The 19,935-nt window shown below is 44.6% G+C and carries 14 protein-coding genes; 9 read left to right on the forward strand and 5 right to left on the reverse strand.

The window, feature by feature from the left end; all coding sequences use genetic code 11:
- The first annotated feature begins 9 nt into the window (after nucleotides 1–9).
- Together NYE45_RS03920 and NYE45_RS03925 are read left to right on the forward strand one after the other, a co-directional pair.
- Nucleotides 10–1,857, forward strand: coding sequence for an AIPR family protein (locus NYE45_RS03920; RefSeq protein ID WP_340015671.1), 1,848 nt, complete (start codon nucleotides 10–12; stop codon nucleotides 1,855–1,857).
- A 181-nt stretch (nucleotides 1,858–2,038) separates the two neighbouring features.
- Nucleotides 2,039–2,677 (forward strand): DUF6037 family protein, encoded by a 639-nt coding sequence (locus NYE45_RS03925; RefSeq protein ID WP_340015673.1) that lies wholly within the window; start codon nucleotides 2,039–2,041, stop codon nucleotides 2,675–2,677.
- A 643-nt stretch (nucleotides 2,678–3,320) separates the two neighbouring features.
- On the opposite strand, the gene NYE45_RS03930 is transcribed toward NYE45_RS03925, so the two are convergent.
- Both NYE45_RS03930 and NYE45_RS03935 read right to left on the reverse strand, forming a co-directional pair.
- Complete coding sequence (locus tag NYE45_RS03930; RefSeq protein WP_340015674.1) at nucleotides 3,321–3,629, reverse strand: leucine-rich repeat domain-containing protein; 309 nt, start codon at nucleotides 3,627–3,629, stop codon at nucleotides 3,321–3,323.
- A 150-nt stretch (nucleotides 3,630–3,779) separates the two neighbouring features.
- On the reverse strand, nucleotides 3,780–4,988 hold the full coding sequence (locus tag NYE45_RS03935; protein ID WP_340015675.1) for a hypothetical protein: 1,209 nt from the start codon (nucleotides 4,986–4,988) through the stop codon (nucleotides 3,780–3,782).
- Nucleotides 4,989–5,048: 60 nt separating this feature from the next.
- On the opposite strand from NYE45_RS03935, the gene NYE45_RS03940 reads away from it, so the two are divergent.
- From NYE45_RS03940 to NYE45_RS03950, 3 genes are all read left to right on the forward strand, one after another.
- Nucleotides 5,049–5,762 carry an S-layer homology domain-containing protein gene (locus NYE45_RS03940; protein ID WP_340015676.1) on the forward strand — a complete coding sequence of 238 codons (714 nt, stop codon included), beginning with the start codon at nucleotides 5,049–5,051 and terminating at the stop codon, nucleotides 5,760–5,762.
- A 290-nt stretch (nucleotides 5,763–6,052) separates the two neighbouring features.
- Nucleotides 6,053–6,952, forward strand: a complete 900-nt coding sequence (gene cysD / locus NYE45_RS03945; protein ID WP_340015678.1) for a sulfate adenylyltransferase subunit CysD — start codon at nucleotides 6,053–6,055, stop codon at nucleotides 6,950–6,952.
- Nucleotide 6,953: 1 nt separating this feature from the next.
- The gene (locus tag NYE45_RS03950) at nucleotides 6,954–8,627 is read left to right on the forward strand and encodes a GTP-binding protein (protein WP_340015680.1); all 1,674 of its coding nucleotides are present in this window, start codon (nucleotides 6,954–6,956) and stop codon (nucleotides 8,625–8,627) included.
- Between the two features lie 277 nt (nucleotides 8,628–8,904).
- Here NYE45_RS03950 and NYE45_RS03955 read toward each other — a convergent pair whose 3' ends face one another.
- Together NYE45_RS03955 and NYE45_RS03960 are read right to left on the reverse strand one after the other, a co-directional pair.
- On the reverse strand, nucleotides 8,905–10,671 hold the full coding sequence (locus tag NYE45_RS03955; RefSeq protein ID WP_340015683.1) for a leucine-rich repeat domain-containing protein: 1,767 nt from the start codon (nucleotides 10,669–10,671) through the stop codon (nucleotides 8,905–8,907).
- Nucleotides 10,672–11,119: 448 nt separating this feature from the next.
- Nucleotides 11,120–11,326: a DUF2536 family protein gene (locus tag NYE45_RS03960; RefSeq protein WP_340015685.1), complete on the reverse strand. Its 207-nt coding sequence runs from the start codon at nucleotides 11,324–11,326 to the stop codon at nucleotides 11,120–11,122.
- Between the two features lie 388 nt (nucleotides 11,327–11,714).
- Between NYE45_RS03960 and NYE45_RS03965 the strand changes: the two genes are divergently transcribed.
- Entirely contained in the window at nucleotides 11,715–12,689 is a 975-nt protein-coding gene (locus tag NYE45_RS03965) for a tRNA-dihydrouridine synthase (RefSeq protein WP_340015686.1), read from the forward strand.
- A 112-nt stretch (nucleotides 12,690–12,801) separates the two neighbouring features.
- Here the strand turns inward: NYE45_RS03965 and NYE45_RS03970 are convergent, their stop codons facing one another.
- The gene (locus tag NYE45_RS03970; protein ID WP_340015687.1) at nucleotides 12,802–13,857 is read right to left on the reverse strand and encodes an ankyrin repeat domain-containing protein; all 1,056 of its coding nucleotides are present in this window, start codon (nucleotides 13,855–13,857) and stop codon (nucleotides 12,802–12,804) included.
- Nucleotides 13,858–14,236: 379 nt separating this feature from the next.
- Between NYE45_RS03970 and NYE45_RS03975 the strand changes: the two genes are divergently transcribed.
- The 3 genes from NYE45_RS03975 to NYE45_RS03985 all read left to right on the forward strand — a co-directional run bounded on the left by NYE45_RS03975 (nucleotide 14,237) and on the right by NYE45_RS03985 (nucleotide 19,783).
- Nucleotides 14,237–14,806: a hypothetical protein gene (locus NYE45_RS03975; protein WP_340015689.1), complete on the forward strand. Its 570-nt coding sequence runs from the start codon at nucleotides 14,237–14,239 to the stop codon at nucleotides 14,804–14,806.
- A 170-nt stretch (nucleotides 14,807–14,976) separates the two neighbouring features.
- Complete coding sequence (locus NYE45_RS03980) at nucleotides 14,977–16,137, forward strand: cobalamin-independent methionine synthase II family protein (protein WP_340015690.1); 1,161 nt, start codon at nucleotides 14,977–14,979, stop codon at nucleotides 16,135–16,137.
- Between the two features lie 280 nt (nucleotides 16,138–16,417).
- Nucleotides 16,418–19,783 (forward strand): HEAT repeat domain-containing protein, encoded by a 3,366-nt coding sequence (locus tag NYE45_RS03985; RefSeq protein WP_340015691.1) that lies wholly within the window; start codon nucleotides 16,418–16,420, stop codon nucleotides 19,781–19,783.
- Nucleotides 19,784–19,935 lie beyond the last annotated feature (152 nt).

The raw sequence follows: 19,935 nt of genomic DNA on the forward strand, positions 1-19,935 counted from the left end.
AGAATAATAATGAATGAGAATAAAAGAAAACGAGACTTCTTTAATGAATTTATTAACACGGTTGAACAAAAGGGGCGTGTGATAGGAAGCCGGCAAACGCCTTTTTTGCAAGAAGTATTACCATTTATAAATTCTGAGGATGAACCAGCGATTATTTATTTTGGTAAAAAAGAGTCGAAGATTCAACTCAATGGTTATTTATTTCTTGAGGATATTAATACTTTAAATTTGTACGTAGTGGAATATGAGCCGTTTTTCGAAGAAGGTGAGCTCCCAGTGGCTAACATGACGTTATTGAAAGAATATGCGAATAAAGCGAAGCGCTTCTATACAAATGCAGAAGGAATTCTGTATTTATCCGATCGTTCGATGGAATATTATGATGTTACGAAAATGATTTTAGATAAAAAGGATGAAATTGAAGAAGTCAATATTTATGTGATTACAAGTAAATTTTATCTTTCGAATAAGCCTATAGATTTAACTATACCTGGTGTAGAAACAGTTAATGTACATATTTGGGATATGGATCGCATTTTCAAATTGTCAGAAGCTGAACAAGGTATACAAGAATTTGATATTCATTTTGAATCGGAATATGGTGAAGCCTTACAAATGATGCATGTGCCAAATAACACAAAAAAAGGATTAATAGAGTGTTATGTGGGGGTTGTTCCTGCAAAACTCTTAGCCAAACTATATGATGACTGGGGACCTAAATTAGTAGAACGAAATGTACGTTCCTTTTTACAAGCACGCGGAGGCACAAATAAAGGGATACGAGATACATTAAAAGATACGCAACAACGCGAATTATTTATTGCATATAATAATGGCATTTCAAGTGTTGCAAAAGCAGGGGATATTGAACAAATTGGCGAGTCTAATCTCTATGAAGTTAAGAAGCTAACAAGTTGGCAAATTGTCAATGGTGGTCAAACTACAGCCTCTATTCATCAAGCTTATAAAAATGATGTTGATTTAGAAGGAGTTTATATACAAGCAAAACTCACTATTATAAATGTTCCAGAAATAAGAGAGAATAATGAGCTTCAATTGGATAATCTCGCGCTTGAGGATGAGATGATAGCTAAAATTTCAGAATACGCTAATACGCAAAATAAAATCAATAAATCAGACTTACTTGCAAATACTCGTTTTATGTCAGATGTTGAAAAACATTCTCGTAACGTTTGGATTCCTACACAAGATAATCGTAAAGAAGATTCTAAATGGTATTTTGAACGAGCACGTGGCCAGTATATGGTTGATATTAGTAGGCGTTCGAAGGGAAAGGAACAAACTGCTTTTAAAAAAATGTACCCATCAGATAAAGTAATAACAAAAGTGGAGATGGCAAAATACTTTATGTCTTGGGAAGGATATCCGCATGTATCTAGTAAAGGTGGGGAAGAAGCCTTTAAACGTTTTATGGATATGAATAGCCAATATTGGAAACAAAGTGCTGTTACAAATGACGAAGGTGAAGTAACAAAAAGTATTTTAAATGTTGATAGCGACTACTATAAGCAACTTATTTCTAGGAGAATTATAAATATATTCGTAACTAGAATTGTTGAAAGTATGAATTTAAAAGGTTATAGAGCAAACGTGATTTACTATACAGTAGCAATGCTAAGTCATTTGTACGGAAAAGAAATAAATTTAATGGAAATATGGAGGCAACAAGATCTTTCTAATAAGTGGGAGGATATTGTACGGACGATTGCTAATAATGCTTTAAATTATCTAAAAGAATCTGCTGGTGATCAAAATGTTACACAGTGGGCGAAAAAAGAAGATTGTTGGAGAGGATTTATTAAAGAATCAGCAGTTGTGCTAAGTGGGATAGTTTAGTGAAGGAGTCGTAGACATAACTTAACTGAATAAATGAAGGTAAAGCCTTCATTATAACAACATGAATATTTAGTGTTTTGCTTGTTAGAAACGGCTAGTTAAACGTGTCTTTTCGCTAACTTAGCGAGTACAATGGTTATTTTCTACTATACGAGGGAACAACGATAAGAGGGACGAATATATGACTAACGTTTTAGAAAATCTAAAGTATTTAAAGAAAGATATGGAAGCTAAGGGCTGGGTAATTGACTCGTTTATTTTTAGATATAATGACGAAGACTTTATCGTACTAATAAAGTTGTTTGCGGAAAATGAAAAAAAGAAGAATGCTTACGCGTTACTGAAATTAGAGTTTTTAAGACTGACTGATGTGAATATTAGTTTACAAGTGGAAGCAAATGCTGCTAAGTTATTTGTTGATGCAAAACCACTTAGAGAGTACTTTGGAATCAGTTATAGTGAAAATCTTGGAAGTATACTTCAACAATTTATGGAATATTTTTCGAGGTTTATTCCTGTAGAAGTTATTGATAACAAAAATGAGGATCAATTGAAAGTAATGGTATCTTCATTGAGTAAAAGTGACTCGGAAAATCCTAACAAATTATATTGCTATCAAGTTAGAAGAAATGGAATCAAATCGGATGGGAGTTTAGCTCAAAGAAGCAATTTCAACGATAATAAGTCTAGAATCTTACGCCCATTCCTATATGAGAAATTTAAAAACGAAAAAAATATTAGCTTTTGTTATTCAGCAAAACAAAATGAGGAGAGTACCGATGAAATAATCTTAGCAAATTATTCGAATAACAAAAAATGACTTTTAGTACGCTCTTAATTGTCTTATATCTATGTTAGTAATTTGTTTTGATAACGTATGATTCACATGTATTTCTCAAAACCAAACTCAGTTCAAGCTTCGTTTATTTAATTTGCCAATATAACATTGGGAACAGACTCTTCATGTAGTACCTAGTTGCTCTGAGGTAACATCTCATCACACGTGAAGTTGATGGCGATGTTGGTTAAGTAGAATCTGTAACAAGGAAAATTGGGAGATTGGTACGAAAAGAAGACGCGAGCAAAATCGCGTCTTTTTTTGTTTTCCTTATAATCAGCACAATCTTAGTTAAATTCAATTATTTCGGTTTTTCATTAATTTACTGCAAAATGCACGACTGCACTGTATAACACTTTATTGCGAAAAGGGTCAATAGTCTTACTTCTTCCTTTCCATCTATAATGGAATATGACCTTATGAGTGAATACAGTCACATCTTAATTTATTCTACCGTCAACACTCATTCCATGTGGAGTCTGTAGCGATGTTGGTTAGAAGCTAAACATAAACAGAAGGGGTTCGAGAATTGATACATGATTCTCGAACCCCTTCTTGTCTTTTTTTTTTAATACCACCCATTAACTACAGTATTCTAAAAACTCCCCACCATTCCAGGCGGTCATTAATACACATGCACATCCGCACCAAGCACGGACCTGTTTTGTACGGAATTACCGGATAGATATACCTTTTGCAGATTAGGCAGCTGGCTCAGGGTCTCGATATTGGAAATGGCATTGTTTTCGAGATGAAGCTCTTCTATGGCCTGCCAGTTACTCATAAATTCGAGAGAAGCCAAATTGCTGTCTTGCAGAGTGAAGGAACGTAGAGCGGACATGTTGGCAAAGTAAGGCATCATTTGGTCAACTTCAGTAACAGAGGTATTGTTTATGCTGAAATATGGCTGCTCAAAGGTCAAATGTTCAAGCACGCTGTTCTCCGCGGCCGATTTTTGTCCGAAATTCAGCCTACACTCGGAGCAAATCAGAGATTTGACCTGCTCCAAACGAAATAAAGCATCGCTCTCCTTATAATAGTGACGAGTCGTAAATGTTTAGAGTCTCTAGACGAGGTAAACCGTCTAGGGTGCCAAGATGGTTATTTCACTGATCTCCCAGAGGGAGAGTTGCTCCAGTTTCGGGAATTTCCCCAGCGCCGCCAAATTCAACTCGCCGCTTCCGCCACGGAGCGTCAGGTTGGTTGCGCTGGGCGCCTTCAGCCCGGTGAGAAAGGAGCTTGGAATTTCCACTCGGCCCACATTAGGTAAAGATAACGCCTCTGCGTTCTCATAGTAACCGGACAGAGCTAATTCCCGCAGAGAGGGCAGACTGTTTATGGCTTTTACCGAGCTAAGCTGACTTAGAGAAGCAAGCCGTAGTGTAGTAATGGAGTCCTTGCCGGCCAAGCGCTCCAGGCTTGAAAAGTTTACGTTTTCGATATCTAGCGTTTGTAAAGCAGGCATATTTTGTACAAAGTCGATGGACTTTACGTTGGTTAAATAGGAAAGCTGAAGCTCCTGAAGCTGGGTTAAAGCATACAGCGGCTGCAGGTCTGTGACTTCACTGTAATGGATGGACAAGGATGACAGCCCCGTCATAGATGACAACCATCCCAGTTCATTAACATAAGTGAGCGACAGGGACTTGAGCGGCAGCTTATTCAACAGAAAGAAATCCGTCACGGACTCATCCACATAGGTAATGGATAAAGAGCTCAGATTAGGAAATTCCAGTAGCAGGGCCAATTCCTGATTACTGCGAAGCTGAGTGGAAAGTTCCGTTATTTTAGACTTGTCGCCAAAGTAGCCCGAAAATGTACTGAAGGATTCGTTAAAAGCGCGTCCATAACTTTTTAATCCGGGCATATGAGCCAAAGTGGTTTGGTCCGTCTGGGATATTTCATAGGTATTTGTCAGGTCCAATGCCGTCAGTCCCTTAAAAGCTTCAAAATCTCGCTGATCAATCCGTTGGCTATTCAGTTTTTTGTCCTGAGTAATATAAGTGATCTTCTCGGCCTGTTCATCGCTGAAGAGATCGGAGAGGCTATATGTAAACTTCCATTGATCATTCTCCGAATGCTCTACGGTTAAATAGCGAATACGAGCCAATTCCTCCTCTGTTGGCAAGGCGGACCCTTTATCGAAGATATCTCGCAAAAATGAGAGAAAAACCTCGCTTTCAGGCATCTTTCGCACAGGCAGATTGGCTTCTGTTTTTGGATAGGTGGAGCTGTTGCTATAATAAAAATATGTACCGATGGCGCCAGCCAGGACTAACATCAGTATCAGCATTACCTTTATAGAGACAGTCTGCTTCAGGCGTGCTTTCCAGCGGCGCCTGTAACGGTATCTGTGCCGTACACACCTGCTGGCCAAGAACTTGCCAATGCACATCAATTGGTGATCCTGAATATTGACAGTCAAGGAAAGGCTGCAACCGTACCAAGTGGACGATATGATGCTAAATCCGGATCGGTTGTGTTCAAGACAACGGAATTTAGCAGGTATGCCGTAGCCTACGTAACGAAGTCTTTTGCCGATGTACAGCATGTCCTGTGGGCAAAAGAAGCCGTTGAAGCAATGGCTGTTCGCGATATTATTAAAGGCGTATCGGATGACTTCGCGCCTGCAGTTTCCATCACGAGAGCTGACTTTATCACCTTGTTGGTGAGAGTACTTGAATTGAAGGGCCCGGGCACGAACACGGCAGTCTTCAGCGATGTACAGCCTACTGCTTACTATGCGCAGGCTGTGGCCATTTCAAAGGAGCTGGGGATCGCCTATGGATTCGAAGACAACACGTTCAAACCCAGCAGCATTTCCCGTCAAGACATGATGGTTTTAACGGCGAAAGCCCTGAAAGCAGCAGGTAAGCCATCTGCCGGCAGCGGGAATCTGGCTCCTTATTCCGATGCTGCAACCATTTCCACTTACGCTGTGGATAGTGTAACTTCCCTTGTAGGAAGCGGAATCGTCAACGGAAAAGGTGGCAAAATCGCACCAACTGAATTATTGACCCGCGCTGAAGCAGCGGTGATTCTGTCCAGGATCTGGGCGACTCATTGAAGCTGCTGTCTGTACTTTACAGGCGGCAGCTTTTTCAAATTCCATGGCCCTCAATCATGATTGTAATATAGATCGTTAACCAACCGATTCTATTTGCAGCTCAGCACAAATCATTCGTTCAGGCGATTTTATTATAGGAGAGAACCGCTACTCAATGCTGAATATTGTCGATTCAATACATAGACATCATAAATTTTACTTTTTTCCACTTTGCAATAAAGATGGAATCTGATAGGATAAGTTTATAAATACGATGGTTTTAGTGAGGATTAAAAGGAGGCCGCCTTGCCATGCAAGAATTAACACATCTGGATCAACTTGAGGCTGAAGCGATATACATTATCAGAGAAGTAGCAGCGGAGTGCGAGAAACCGGTCATGTTGTATTCCATCGGCAAGGACAGCTCGGTCATGCTGCACTTGGCCCTAAAGGCTTTCTACCCCGAGAAGCCGCCGTTCCCATTCATGCATATCGATACTACCTGGAAATTTAAGGAAATGATTGAGTTCCGCGACCGAAAGGCGAAGGAATTTGGTATCGAGATGATCGTGCACTCTAATGAAGAGGCTATTCAACAAGGAATCAACCCCTTCGACCATGGTTCCGCATATACCGACATTATGAAAACCACAGCCCTGAAGCAGGGATTGGACCAATACGGATTCACGGTTGCGTTCGGTGGCGGAAGACGTGATGAGGAGAAGTCGCGTGCGAAGGAGCGGATTTTCTCGTTCCGGAACAAGAACCACTCGTGGGACCCGAAGAACCAACGTCCGGAGATGTGGAAGCTGTTCAATACGCGAATCAACAAGGGAGAGAGCATTCGAGTCTTTCCGCTGTCCAACTGGACTGAGAAGGATATCTGGCAATACATTCGTCGGGAGAACATCGATATCGTTCCGCTTTACTCCGCGGACGTAAGACCAATCGTTAATCGTGACGGGCATATCATCATGGTGGATGACGAGCGGATAAAGCTTGAGCCTGGCGAGAAGGTAGAGATGAAGAAGATTCGCTTCCGTACGTTGGGTTGTTACCCGCTCACGGGCGGAGTCGAGTCCGATGCCGTTACGCTGGATGAGATTATTGAGGAGACATTGGGTGCGTTATCTTCCGAACGGACCAGTCGGGTTATCGATCAAGAAGCGGCGGGAAGCATGGAACGACGCAAACGGGAGGGCTATTTCTAACATGAAGAGTCTACTTAAATTCATTACCTGCGGAAGTGTGGATGATGGCAAGTCCACGCTGATCGGACATATGCTCTATGAGGCCAAGCTGCTGTTCGCCGATCAAGAACGCGCGCTTGAGCTCGATAGTCGATTGGGAAGCCGAGGCGGCAAAATCGACTACTCGCTGCTCCTCGATGGTTTGCTGGCCGAACGCGAACAAGGGATTACCATTGATGTGGCATATCGTTATTTTACGACGTCTCATCGTTCCTTCATCGTAGCGGACACACCGGGACACGAAGAGTATACGCGCAACATGGCTGTAGGCGCTTCCTTTGCCGATCTAGCCATCATTCTAGTGGACGCTACCAAAGGCATCATTACCCAGACCAAACGCCATGCCCGGATCTGCGCCCTGATGGGGATCAAGCATCTCGTATTGGCTGTGAACAAGATGGATCTGGTCGGCTTCGATCAGAGGACGTTCGAGGCAATCAAGGAAGAGTTCATCCAAACGACGGCCGAATTCCAAATCAAGAGCATTCAGGTCATTCCCGTGTCCGCTACGGAAGGGGACAACATTACAACCCAGTCGCCGAATGCACCCTGGTACGAGGGGTTAGCTTTATTGCCGTATTTGGAAAGTATAGATGTTCATACTACCGATGATACGAAGCCTTTCATGATGCCGGTTCAGCGTGTAAGCAGACCGGACCATACGTTCCGTGGGTTCCAGGGCCAGATCGAGGCTGGAAAGATTGCGGTTGGAGACGAACTCATGACTCTGCCAAGTCGGGAGAAAGCCAAGGTTAAGCGGATTTTGGTGACGGATCAAGCTCAGGATTCGGCTTATGCTGGCCAACCGGTTACGATACAACTGGACCGCGAAGTTGATGTCTCGCGGGGCTGCGTGCTCACGACGGACAATCAAGTCCAAGAAGCTGACAGCTTCGCTTCTACGATCCTGTGGATGGACGATTCCGTCCTGACTCCGGGCAAACATTATTGGGTAAAGGTCGGAACGAAGACTCTTCCAGGCACAGTAACGGCGATTACCCATAAAATTGACATTAACACGGGCCATACCGTTCCGGCCGATCAAATTGTTAAGAACGAATTGGCCAAGTGTGAATTCACGCTGTCGGATCAGATCGTCTTCGATTCCTTTGAACACAACAAGAGCATCGGAGGTTTTATCCTCATTGATCGTGTCACCAACATGACGTCTGCTTGCGGAGTCATCGATCAAGCTCTGAAGGGAGAAAGCCGATTTGCCACGCTGGATACGGGGATCACGAGAGATGTTCGCGCCCAGCAGAAAGGACAATCTCCGCTCACGGTCTGGTTTGCTGGCTCGGATACGGTAGCTCTCGCCAAGGAAGTGGAGAAGCGACTAATGTCATCCGGTTACCATACGATGCTGCTTGAGAGCGTCAGTGGAGAAACGCTCCGCGGCACGGCGGAGATGGCAAAGGTGTTGAACGACGCCGGTCTGATCTCACTGGTATCCCATGATTCTATCAGTGCGGGCGAACTTGAGACAGCTCGAGAGATCATCGGGGGCAAAGGATTTATCGAAGTTAACGCGGACGAGATCGGCGGAATGTCCACCCAGGATGCCGCGAAATCCGTGGTTAAACGAGTCGTGCAATCCGTTATCGATCACAGTCCTTCGAATAACTACGACATTTAATAAGCATGTCCGATAAAGCGGTTGCCGATCAGGCAGCCGCTTGTTTGTTTCGTCAAGATCCCTTTATATGGGGAGACTGATCTCTGGATGCCAACATCACCCGTGCTGAGGTTGCAGCTATCGTCCAAAGAATATTGAAGGCTTCTGACTTGATTTAAAACACCGAAAGGGTTCCCCCATGCAGGAAGAACTGCATAAGGGGAGCCCCTTTTTTCTTTGTTCCGATACCATCCATTAACTACAGTAGTCTAAAACTCCCCATCATCCCAAACGGTAATTAATACACATGCACACCCGTACCAAGCACGGATTTGTTTTGAACGGAATTACCGGATAGATATACCTTTTGCAGATTAGGCAGCTGGCTTAGAGTCTCAATATTGGAAATGGCATTATTCTCGAGATGAAGCTCTTCTATAGCCTGCCAGTTGCTCATGAATTCGAGAGAAGCCAAATTGCTGTCTTGCATAGTGAAGGAACGTAGAGCGAACATGTTGGCAAAGTAAGGCATCATCTGGTCAACTTCATTAACAGAGGTGTTGTTTATGCTGAAGTATGGCTGCTCTAAGGTCAAATTTTCAAGCATGCTGTTCTCCGCGGCCGCCTTTTGTTCAAAGTTTAGCCTACACTCGAAGCACATCAGAGATTTGATCTGCTTCAAACGAAATAAAGCATCGCTCTCCTTATATAGTGAAGAGTCGTAAATGTTCAGGGTCTCTAGGCTGGACAAGCCATCCAAGGCGCCCAAACGGATTATTTCATCGATCTCCCATAGCGATAGTTGCTCCAGTTTCGGGAATTTCCCCAGCGCAGCCAAGTTCAATTCCCCACTTCCGCCACGGAGCGTCAAACTGGTTGTAGCCGGGGCCTTTAGCCCGGGGAGAAAGGAGCTTGGAATTTCCACTCGCTCTACTTTAGGCAGTGTCAGCGCTTCTGCATTCTCGTAGTAGCCGGACAACGTTAATTCCCGCAGAGAGGGTAGACTGTTTATGGCCTTTACCGAGCCAAGCTGACTTAGAGAAGCCAGGCGCAGCGTAGTAATAGAGTTTTTGCCGGCCAAGCGCTCCAGACTGGAGAAGTTTACATTTTCGATATCTAACGTTTGTAGAGCAGGCATATTTTGTACAAAGTCGATGGACTTTACGTTCGTTAAATAGGACAACTGAAGCTCCTGAAGCTGTGTCAAGGCATATAGCGGCTGCAGGTCTGTGGTTTCACTGTGCTGTATGGACAAGGATGATAGCCCTGTCATGGACGACAACCATCCGAGTTCATCGACAAAGGTGAGCGACAGGGACTTGATTGGCAGTTGGTTTAACAAGTGAAAATCTGTTACAGACTCATCCACATAGGTAATGGATAAAGAGTTCAGATTAGGAAATTCCAGCAGCATGGCCAGTTCCTGATTGCTGCGAAGCTGAGTGGAAAGCTCCGTAATTTTAGACTTGTCGCCAAAGTAGCCCGAAAATGTACTGAAGGATTCGTTAAAAGCGCCAGCATAACTTTTTAATCCGGCCATATGAGCCAGAGTGGTTTGGTCCGTTTGGGAGATTTCATAGGTATTCGTCAGGTCCAATGCCGTCAGTCCCTTAAAAGCTTCAAAATCTCGCTGATCAATCCGCTGGCTATTCAATTTCTTGTCCTGAGTAACATAAGTGATCTTCTCGGCCTGTTCATCGCTGAAGGGATCGGAGAGGCTATATGTAAACTTCCACTGATCATTCTCCGAATGCTCTACGGTTAAATAGCGAATACGAGCCAATTCCTCCTCTGTTGGCAAGGCAGCCCCTTTATCGAAGATATCTCGCAAAAAGGAGAGTAAAACCTCGCTTTCGGGCATCTTTCGCACAGGCAGATTGGCTTCTGTTTGTGGATAGGTGGAGCTGTTACTATAATAAAAATATGTACCGATGGCGCCAGTTAGGACGAACATCAGTATCAGCAGTAGCTTTACGGAGGCAGTCTGCTTCGGCGTTGCCTTGGGAGGCGTTCCGTGGTAATGATTAATGGTCTGGTCTACGTAATAGACATGATTTTGCTTCAATAAAAGCTCTGTTTCACAATAGGGACACTTTAAAACCTCATCCTTCTTGTATTCAATTCTTCCGTTGCAATTGGGGCAGTTTAGCGGAATAAACGCCACGAATGTCCCCTCCTTCATTATGATGGTCATAAGATCATGCTGAACGGTCATCTGATTTCATTATACCTTGTGAATTTACGTTTGATGAGAGAAAGAAGTTTCATATAGCAAAGGAGCAGGGGAATCCTGCTCCTTTTTGGTCTTATTTAAAGTGTGGCTGGTGGTAGGCATTATTTAATAAAGGTGATCGTGCTTTTTTGAACGATATGTGGTTCATCTGGAGTGAAATAAAAGGTTATTTTCTCCGAATCAACATCTACAATCTTATCCAAGATATCATTCATATTCATTTCGTTTAAGCTAACCACATCGAAGAGGTCGATGTTTCATTATTCCGAATCTTAATCCATCAATCTACGGCAAAATGTACGACTGCACTATATAACATTTTGTTGCGAAAAGGATCAAACGTCACTTGATGTTGAACTTGCTTCACCCGCAGCATTAGTGCCTTATTAATCTCTATTCGTTCTTCGATTGCTCGCGCCAGTTCATGGAAGTCATACGCCTGCAAGCATTCGACCTTGTCTTTGATCATATCCAGTGAAATATCCATATACAATTCAGGCCTCCTCCAAATCTCGATTTGCAGGTTTAAAGCCTGCCGAGCTTCATTTTAGAGGAGCTTTTCCAGTTCGGCAAGAGCAATCGTGCTGAAAATCAAATGAAGACGTGATAAAATCGGGAAAGGACAATTTCGAAATCATCGAACTTTCAATAATCTGAAGATCTAATGGAAGTAATAACAGATACTGCTGTTTGAACAAAGTTACATTTGCATGGTATAAGTGAAGAAGAAGCTAGGACACCATAATGTGAATTGCAACGAAACTGCGAATGATCATGTAAATGATAGGCAAGCAGATGCATGAGTTACGAGTTTTACTATTTTTACTATTAATGAGGACAAAGACTGTCCTGGAATGTATAGAGGAGCTTTTGAGATGACAAAGGAAAACTTTTGGCGTGAATTGCCACGACCATTTTTTATACTGGCACCGATGGAAGATGTGACGGATGTCGTGTTTCGGCATGTCGTAAGTGAAGCGGGTAGGCCGGATGTGTTTTTTACGGAGTTTGCGAATACAGAGAGTTATTGTCACCCGGAGGGGCACCATAGTGTGCGCGGGCGTTTGACGTTTACAACGGACGAACAGCCGATTGTGGCTCATATCTGGGGAGATAAACCGGAATTCTTTCGTGAGATGAGTATCGGTATGGCGAAGGAAGGCTTTAAAGGGATCGATATTAATATGGGATGCCCTGTAGCGAATGTAGCCGAGAATGGAAAAGGAAGCGGCCTGATCTGTCGTCCGGAAATCGCAGCTGATATTATTCAAGCAGCCAAAGCCGGGGGACTACCCGTCAGTGTAAAAACAAGACTTGGCTTTACCGCTGTAGACGAATGGCGTGACTGGTTAACCCATATCTTGCAACAGGACATTGTGAATCTGTCCATTCACCTGCGGACGAGAGAAGAAATGAGCAAAGTAGATGCTCACTGGGAACTGATTCCGGAGATTAAAAAGCTTCGTGATGAGATCGCGCCGAATACACTTCTGACGATAAATGGGGATATTCCTGACCGTGAGACAGGCCTTAGACTCGTGGAGCAATATGGTGTGGATGGTATTATGATTGGACGAGGTATTTTCCAGAATCCGTTTGCTTTTGAGAAGGAGCCGAAGGAGCGCAGTAGTGAGGAATTACTTGGTCTGCTGCGGCTGCATCTGGACCTGCATGATCAATATTCCGAGCTTGAACCACGTTCGTTCAGCCCGCTGGCCCGTTTTTTCAAAATCTATGTTCGTGGCTTCCGCGGTGCTAGTGAGCTGAGAAACAGCTTGATGAACGCCAAAACCACTTCTAAAGCACGTGAATTGCTCGATGAGTTTGAAAGTAATGAACAGGCGGAGTAGAGTAAGACGAAGAAAACAAATCGTTGTAATCATGGATATGAGTATGATTTAGGTATATTTATTAACAAAAAAAGAAGCGGTAACTCTTCCGCTTCTTTTTTTGCTTTGATGTTTAACGCGAGTACTCTGGTTGGGCCATCGCGACCGGTTGAGGATTAGCAAGTACCCATAACACAGCCAACTCGGATAATCGGGCAGGCGCATCAAAATCGTATCCATTATGAAGCCTGATGGTCAAGTCTGCTGCCTCTTGGAGATGTGCTGGGGCGAGTGGCGCACCAGTGCCCAGGTGACGAATCAGTGCATCCAGCATCTTGCGATACTCCGCATCCCAGTTGCCACCGCCATTATCCAATACTTCATGGGACACGCGTCCTGTAATCCGGATAACCTCTCCCTGTACCGTTCGGGCATGTCCCTGGGCCGGGATAAGATACTCCCACAGCTCTTGGTGTTGCTTGGGCCAAGCGGCTGCCTTTACCTGAATGGGTGAAGTCCCATCGTGCATGATCCGATTCGCTACCGGCTCGACATCAAATAGCCGGTACAGTTTGATCAGCGCGTCTGAAACGTCATCGACCTTGTCCTTATTGAACTTCTCACGGACGAATTCAAAATCCTTACCGATCCGCTTCACCGATTCTCTCATATCCGGGGTGACCGATGCTCCGGCATCCAGCAGAATTGCGGCAATCTCTACCAGATTGACTATATCGCTATTCCTGCAATTGATTAACCCCTTAGCTAAAGGCGTATTTCCCTGTTTATTTTCTACGTTAATAGTAGCGCCCTGGTTTACCAACTCTTGAACCACTTTGGTTCTATACCCACTGACTGCTGCATGTAACGGTATTTCATTTTGGTAATCCACAGCGTCCAGATCTGCACCTAATTCAAGGAACAGGGGTACATTTCCTGACCAGTGTGAGGCATGGGCATGTAAAGGCGTGCGTTGATATTTGTCGCGTGCATTAATATCTGCCCCTTGCTCTACCAGCCAGCGAACCAATTCATCCGAAATATGCCGAAAGCTGAGAGCCGTACCTTTGCTGTAGCCCCCGCGGGCATCCCATTCACATTGCTCGAAAACCTCTTTTACGGTAGCGATATCATTATCTTTAACGAGTTTTTCCATATGAGCAGGTAATATTGTTTTCTTCTTAGCCATTAAAAAATCCCTCTCCTTGTGAATAACATCGTATTTTACAATGATAGGCAATGACAGATGGATAGAAAGTAGATAATTTTCTGCAAGTTTATCACATAGGGGAATTTAAAACCAATAACTGGGTTTCTTCCGTCTAAGCTGTTAAGCACAAATATTTTCTCCCTAGCGACAATAAAGTAGAATAAGAAAGAAGACCAATAGTTTCATTCAACGATGGGAAGTTGACCCGGATGCAAAGCTTTCAATCAACATGAGACGTTGCTTTGTTTGGCTGTGTTATAATTTTAGAAGAGTTTCCATATGGTTGATGGTTCGAAAAAAGATAATTGAAATGATCGCTGTAATTCATGCGGTAGGCTTTTTATAAATAGGAGGATCTATGTCCTGGAGTAAATTGAAGCAACAACTGGAGAGTTTTCTTAGTCCTGCGTTAGTTGGAAGTGTGGAGTACCGTGCCACCAGCTATAGCTATTCACCTGATAAATCAGGCAATTGTTATATTACTGTAGATAAAAAGAATGTACTCAACATGAGTGATACTACAACCCCAATCCGATGGTATCAGTCAGAGCAGGAGATCAAGAGCGATCCGGAGATCATGATTCCTGTGAGCGATGAAGAGATTGAAGTTATCCGAAAAGATTCCAAAGGACCCATTCCCGAGGATCGTCTTCAAGTCATGGCAAGAAGTAGAAAAATCTCCGTACATGCCAAAGAGCTTTTGTTGGCTCAGACCGCACTTAGTAAATCGAATTTTACTGTTGCAGCTACGACGTATCTATCAACTTCTATAGAGGATAATTTGGAGAGCAAGGATATCTTATTTAATATTCTGGCTTTAATGGACAGACGAGTTGGCAAAAAGCGAATTCTAAACATGTCGGAGCAGGTCAAATTAAAGCATCCAGCGGTGCAATATTTTTATGAACTGCGTCGTCGTACGGTGTGAAATTTAATAACATTCACGGATAGAGGTGCACTGTGTCGGTGACGGTTTCACTGAAATCTGCCTAACAAGTGGATATAGCTTTTAACTATAACCAGTTATGGTTTTTTAGTATCCCTTCTAACTGCTCTCAGCGTGATATGATCATTGTATACAACGAGGGGGTTTTTTACATGACTGATAAGTTCCAGATCGTAGGAAGTTTATTGCGGCCGGATGAGCTGCTGAAATATAAAACGCAAATTGAACATAATGATGATATCCAATATCCGTTCTATGAAAACTACGAAGGATATGAGAAGTGTGAGACCGAGGCAATCAAACAAGTTGTTGCAAAGGAAATCGAACATAACTTGTCCGTGGTTACCGATGGCGAATTTTCCAAATCGATGTGGCATCTGGACTTTGTATGGGGATTTGGCGGAGTGAAGCGTTACATCGCGGATCACGGCTATTTTTTCAGAGATGTGGACGGAACTTCGAAGTATGAAACACGCAAAGATATTGGACTGCGTATCACTGATAAATTGAGTGGAAAGAATCATCATTTCATTCAGTTGTTTAAACAACTGCAAGACACAGCTGGCGAGCAACAAACGAAGCTTTGTGTACCGTCGCCTTCCCATATTTTCGGTGAGCTTTCCTGGTCGGATAACATTGGTGGTACGGATTCTGTATATCAAAACATACAGGAGCTCAAAGAGGGCCTTGTGATCGCGTATAAGGAATTTGTGGAGGAATTCGCTGCAGTGGGCGGTAAAATTCTGCAATTCGATGATTGCTTATGGGAGCTGTTTGCAGACGACAACCCGAACTCTCCTTTTACAGGGGAAAATATTAATCAAGATGAAGTAAAGGGTCTCGCTACCGAATTCATTGATATTAATAATACCGTGATTGACTTTGGTCATAGCCTTGGCTTGAAAATGTGGACACATAACTGCCGCGGCAATTATGATTCCCGCAACATGGGTGGTGGATCGTATGCCAAAATTGCGAATCTGTTCCTGAAGCAATTGAAGTATGACCGTTTCTTCCTGGAGTGGGATGATGATCGTGCGGGTTCAATTGAAGCTCTGGAAGTGTTCAAGGACAGACCTGAAACGGAAATTGTACTGGGTCTGTTGTCATCCAAAACGAGTACACTCGATGATGAAGCGCGCGTTGTCCGTTTGCTGGACGAAGCTTCCAAAATCATCGATAAGGATCGGCTGCTGTTGTCTCACCAATGCGGCTTTGCATCTTGTGATGGCGGTAACGAATTAAGCGAAGCTCAGCAATGGGCGAAGATTGATCAGGGTCAGAAGATTGCCAAGCAATACTGGAACAACTAAATTGCAGTAGTACCATCTTGAATGAATAGGGATGACTCGTAGGGCCATTAGTGGACCTGCGAGTCATCTTTTTTTGTATATAGTCGAAGACATGGTTGGCTTTTTATAGCATAGATGAAGATCGATTCCACGGACTATACTCACCCGGAAACATCTATCCAAAAGGGAAAGCTCCTGTTTACGCAGAAGTTATATACTTTCAAGCTCCTGCGATGAGAAACGATGGCATGGATGCATTGAACGGTTATATAGAGTGAAAGGGAGAGGGGATAAGATAATAATGAATCAAACACCGTTAGAAAAAGATCAGGTTCTGAAGAAACTGGATTCGCTTGGATACTCGGACCGGATGAAGAAAATAGCTCAACTGGGTCACCAGCATTCGGATCAGGCAGAGTACTCTGCGTTACTTATAGCTTTACTCGATAGCGGTACTGCCTATGAAGCACATCTGGCATTGACTGGTGCGAGTGTAGTAAATGATGTAAATGCCGTATTGCTTGCTTTGAAGCATCCCAAGGCAGGGGTCAGAGGTCGGGCAGCCGGACTGTTGACCATAGTGGTGACAGATCCAGTTTATTCCATTGAATCCGAGATCATCTCTATGTCCTATCATTGCCGCCGTCAATTACTGCGAAGCATTGTGAACCATCGCAGACAGGATTGGGCGGAACGGTTGCTGCCGCTTGTGCTGGTTCGCTGGGGGGCACAGGAAGCGGCCTTGTTACTGTCCGTGTGCGGTGAAGAGACAGTTCGCGACAGACTTCCTGAACTCGGCTATGCGCTCCGCAATTGGCGGGTAATTACGAAGCGTTTTCCTGATCTGGTCGCAACATATCTGGAGCATGCTCTGCAAAGCGCGACACATCGTGGAAGAAATAGCGTATGGTGGACACTTTCTTCGGCGGTGGAGAAGTTGAGTGAATCCAGACCAGCGATCGTGCTGGAATATACGCTCAAATATGGACCACTCGATACGATACATCCTGTGATTAAGCAGCAATTGGGTGTCCTGATCCAGACAAGCCCTGAAAGTGTATTCGAACTGCTGACACGGGAGGAGACACGAGGTTATCTCTTAGAGGAGGGGGTACCAGCTGGTATTCTGAAAAAAAGAAAATGGTTCACTACAGCCCAGTGGACGACGCTGGTTACCCTGCTCGCTGACGAGCCCATGCACGTTGCCATAGTATTGGATACACTTGCACCGTCGAGTCGTGAAGCAATTTTTGACGCGGCTTATAAGGAAAATGAGCGGAGGACACGTATTTTTCCTGTGTCGTTATTGGACGTTCTACCGCACCAACTGCGTGACAAGGAAGCAACGCGCATGCTCGAATTACGCGACATCCGGGATGATCGGGAACAGAGGCTTGAGATTACAGCCCGTCGTTTGATCATTCATGCGAGGGAAAAGCTGGAGCAAGCTGTGCAGGTATCGAATGCGGATGAACGTGCTGCGGCGTATGGTCGGCTTATTCGAAGCACGGTGATATCTCGCCGGGGGATGGATGAGACATTGCGTTTCCTGACACGGGTGAAGAATGATCAGGACCCAGTACGCTATGCTGTTATGGCCGAACTGTCGAACTGCCCCGCTCCCATGTTCAAAGAAGAGCATGTAGATGATATGACTTTGCTAGTGGATAGTGTTATTGAAGCCAGAGATACCTCCTACGGGACAAGGGATAGTGTGGAGAGACTAGCTTTTGCCATGCTGAGGGATCACGCCTTGGAGCCAGAGAGCAGACTTTTCAAATTCGCTTTGAGAACGTTTGAGAGACTGGTTATGCTGGATGGAGAGTTTGTGTTGTTTTCCATGAACTGGGATAGCATGCCAAGTCGCGCGCTAAACATTTTATTCGATCAGATTTATACCTTTGGTTTAGAAGCTAACAAGCGTGAAAACTACTATGTGGTCCTGCGTATGGTCGAATCGTTCGGTAGAGCGGTGGAGCGCTTGCCTAAGCTTCAACATCTGCTGGAGGAACTGGTGAGGGCAAAAACGGTATGGGCTCAGGCGATTCGGTATTGGTTAGCTCCTTATGAAACGCGGGATGAGAGAGTTAAAGAACTGCTGGATCGAGATCCATCCTTTATCTCGTTCGACGATGTATTTATGCATGTGCACCTGAAGCGACAGGAGTGGCTAGATCCTTTCATCTCAGGAAAAGTCATTAAAGGAAAACATTTATCGGGAAAAACCATCTATCTTTTGCCCGCCAGGGATGGATTCCATCGATGGCTGCCACGTCAGCAAAAGGCATTCGCTTCCCTGCTGGAACGGATTGCGTTGGATAGCAAACGGAGCTTCCATGAACGTGCGTCGGCGATGCGAAGCTTGGCGAGTATGCCCGACCACTGGTCCGATGAACTGGAGGTGCTGTTGCAGGATTCGGAAGTGCATGTCGTGGAGGCGGCACTGTATGCCTATTCGTTAGGTGAAGAACCGGAGAAGGCACTTCCTGTTCTGTTGGATAATCTGGATGGAGACCGCGCTCGTGTTGCCATGTATTCAATCCCTAGATGCGCGCGCAGGGTGAGCCCGGTTTTGCTAACGTCGATGCTTTCGGAGTTGCTAAATCGGGAGAAACTGAAGATTACGGTCAGAAAAGAGGCCATTCGGCTGCTTGGTGCTTATAAAAGCAATGACAGCATGACCCTCCTCGTTCGGGAATACGAGAAGCCCAATACTCACAAAGACGTCATTATCGCCATTGGACATGCGGCAAGGCAATGTCTGGATGATGAGCGAAGCTGGACCATGATGAGTACGATGGCTTCCTCTTCGGAGCGGGATATTGCTCGAAGCTTGTTAAACCAGCAGCCGAGTGAACTTCCGCTGGAATCGCGTCCACGTTATTTGCGATGGATTACAGGGATCGCAGGCCATGCAGATCCAATTGTAGCCAGAGAGGCTTTTCGCTCCATGATCTCGTGGTTGAACGGGAATGAAGAAGTAATCGCCACTTGTGCCAGTAGCACACTGCTTGATTTTCAGGATAGTACCCGATGGAAGGCAGCGCTGGACACCCTTATTGCAGCTTGCTCGGAAGGCAAAACAAACGAACAGGTGATCGAGGTTTGCAGACAACTGGCTGCCACAGAAACGACAGACGAATGGAATGCGGGGAATGAGAGAGATCTGCCGCAACGGCAGCGTTTGCTCGCACTGATCGACAAGTTAACCTCGTTGCCTCTGACGGAAAGGAAAATGCTTGTTCCTTTGTATGCGGGCATCATTACATGTCTCAATTGTGATGAAACCATGAAGCTGGCGGTAATCCGGTTGCATCTGGCTACGACAGACTGGAGCAAGGCGGACCTGGCGATAGGTGGCTTGGACCCTGTCATTGGCATAGTGAACAGACAGCCGTATGTACTGGATTTTGCAAACCGGCAGGTCAGTCGTGTCGTGAATGCAAGCAAAGGGTACTGGAAACCGGAAGACCTCCTTCAGATGGTGGATCAGTTGAATGCTCGGCCTCACATAGCTGCTTTCGGTATAGGGCTATGTCTGTTGAAGATCGCCGGTGAGGCATTATTATGGAATGAGGACTGTACGGATCGTTTAAGAGTATATCGAACCCATGAGCAGGAAGCTGTCCGTCTGATGGCTGTGGATATATGGACCGCTCTTGAATAACATAATTGAGCGGTACAGGCAGTATTCTGTACCGCTATTTTATTACTTGATAATTAGCTCATCTCAGATCTGCGATTAAGGCGCTGTTGGAGAATCTGGATGCGAGGCACCGACAGAAGCTGTGATACAATGAGAGTGAATTTGTTGTACGG

The sequence above is a fragment of the Paenibacillus sp. FSL K6-1318 genome, assembly GCF_037976905.1.
Lineage (GTDB): Bacteria > Bacillota > Bacilli > Paenibacillales > Paenibacillaceae > Paenibacillus > Paenibacillus amylolyticus_A.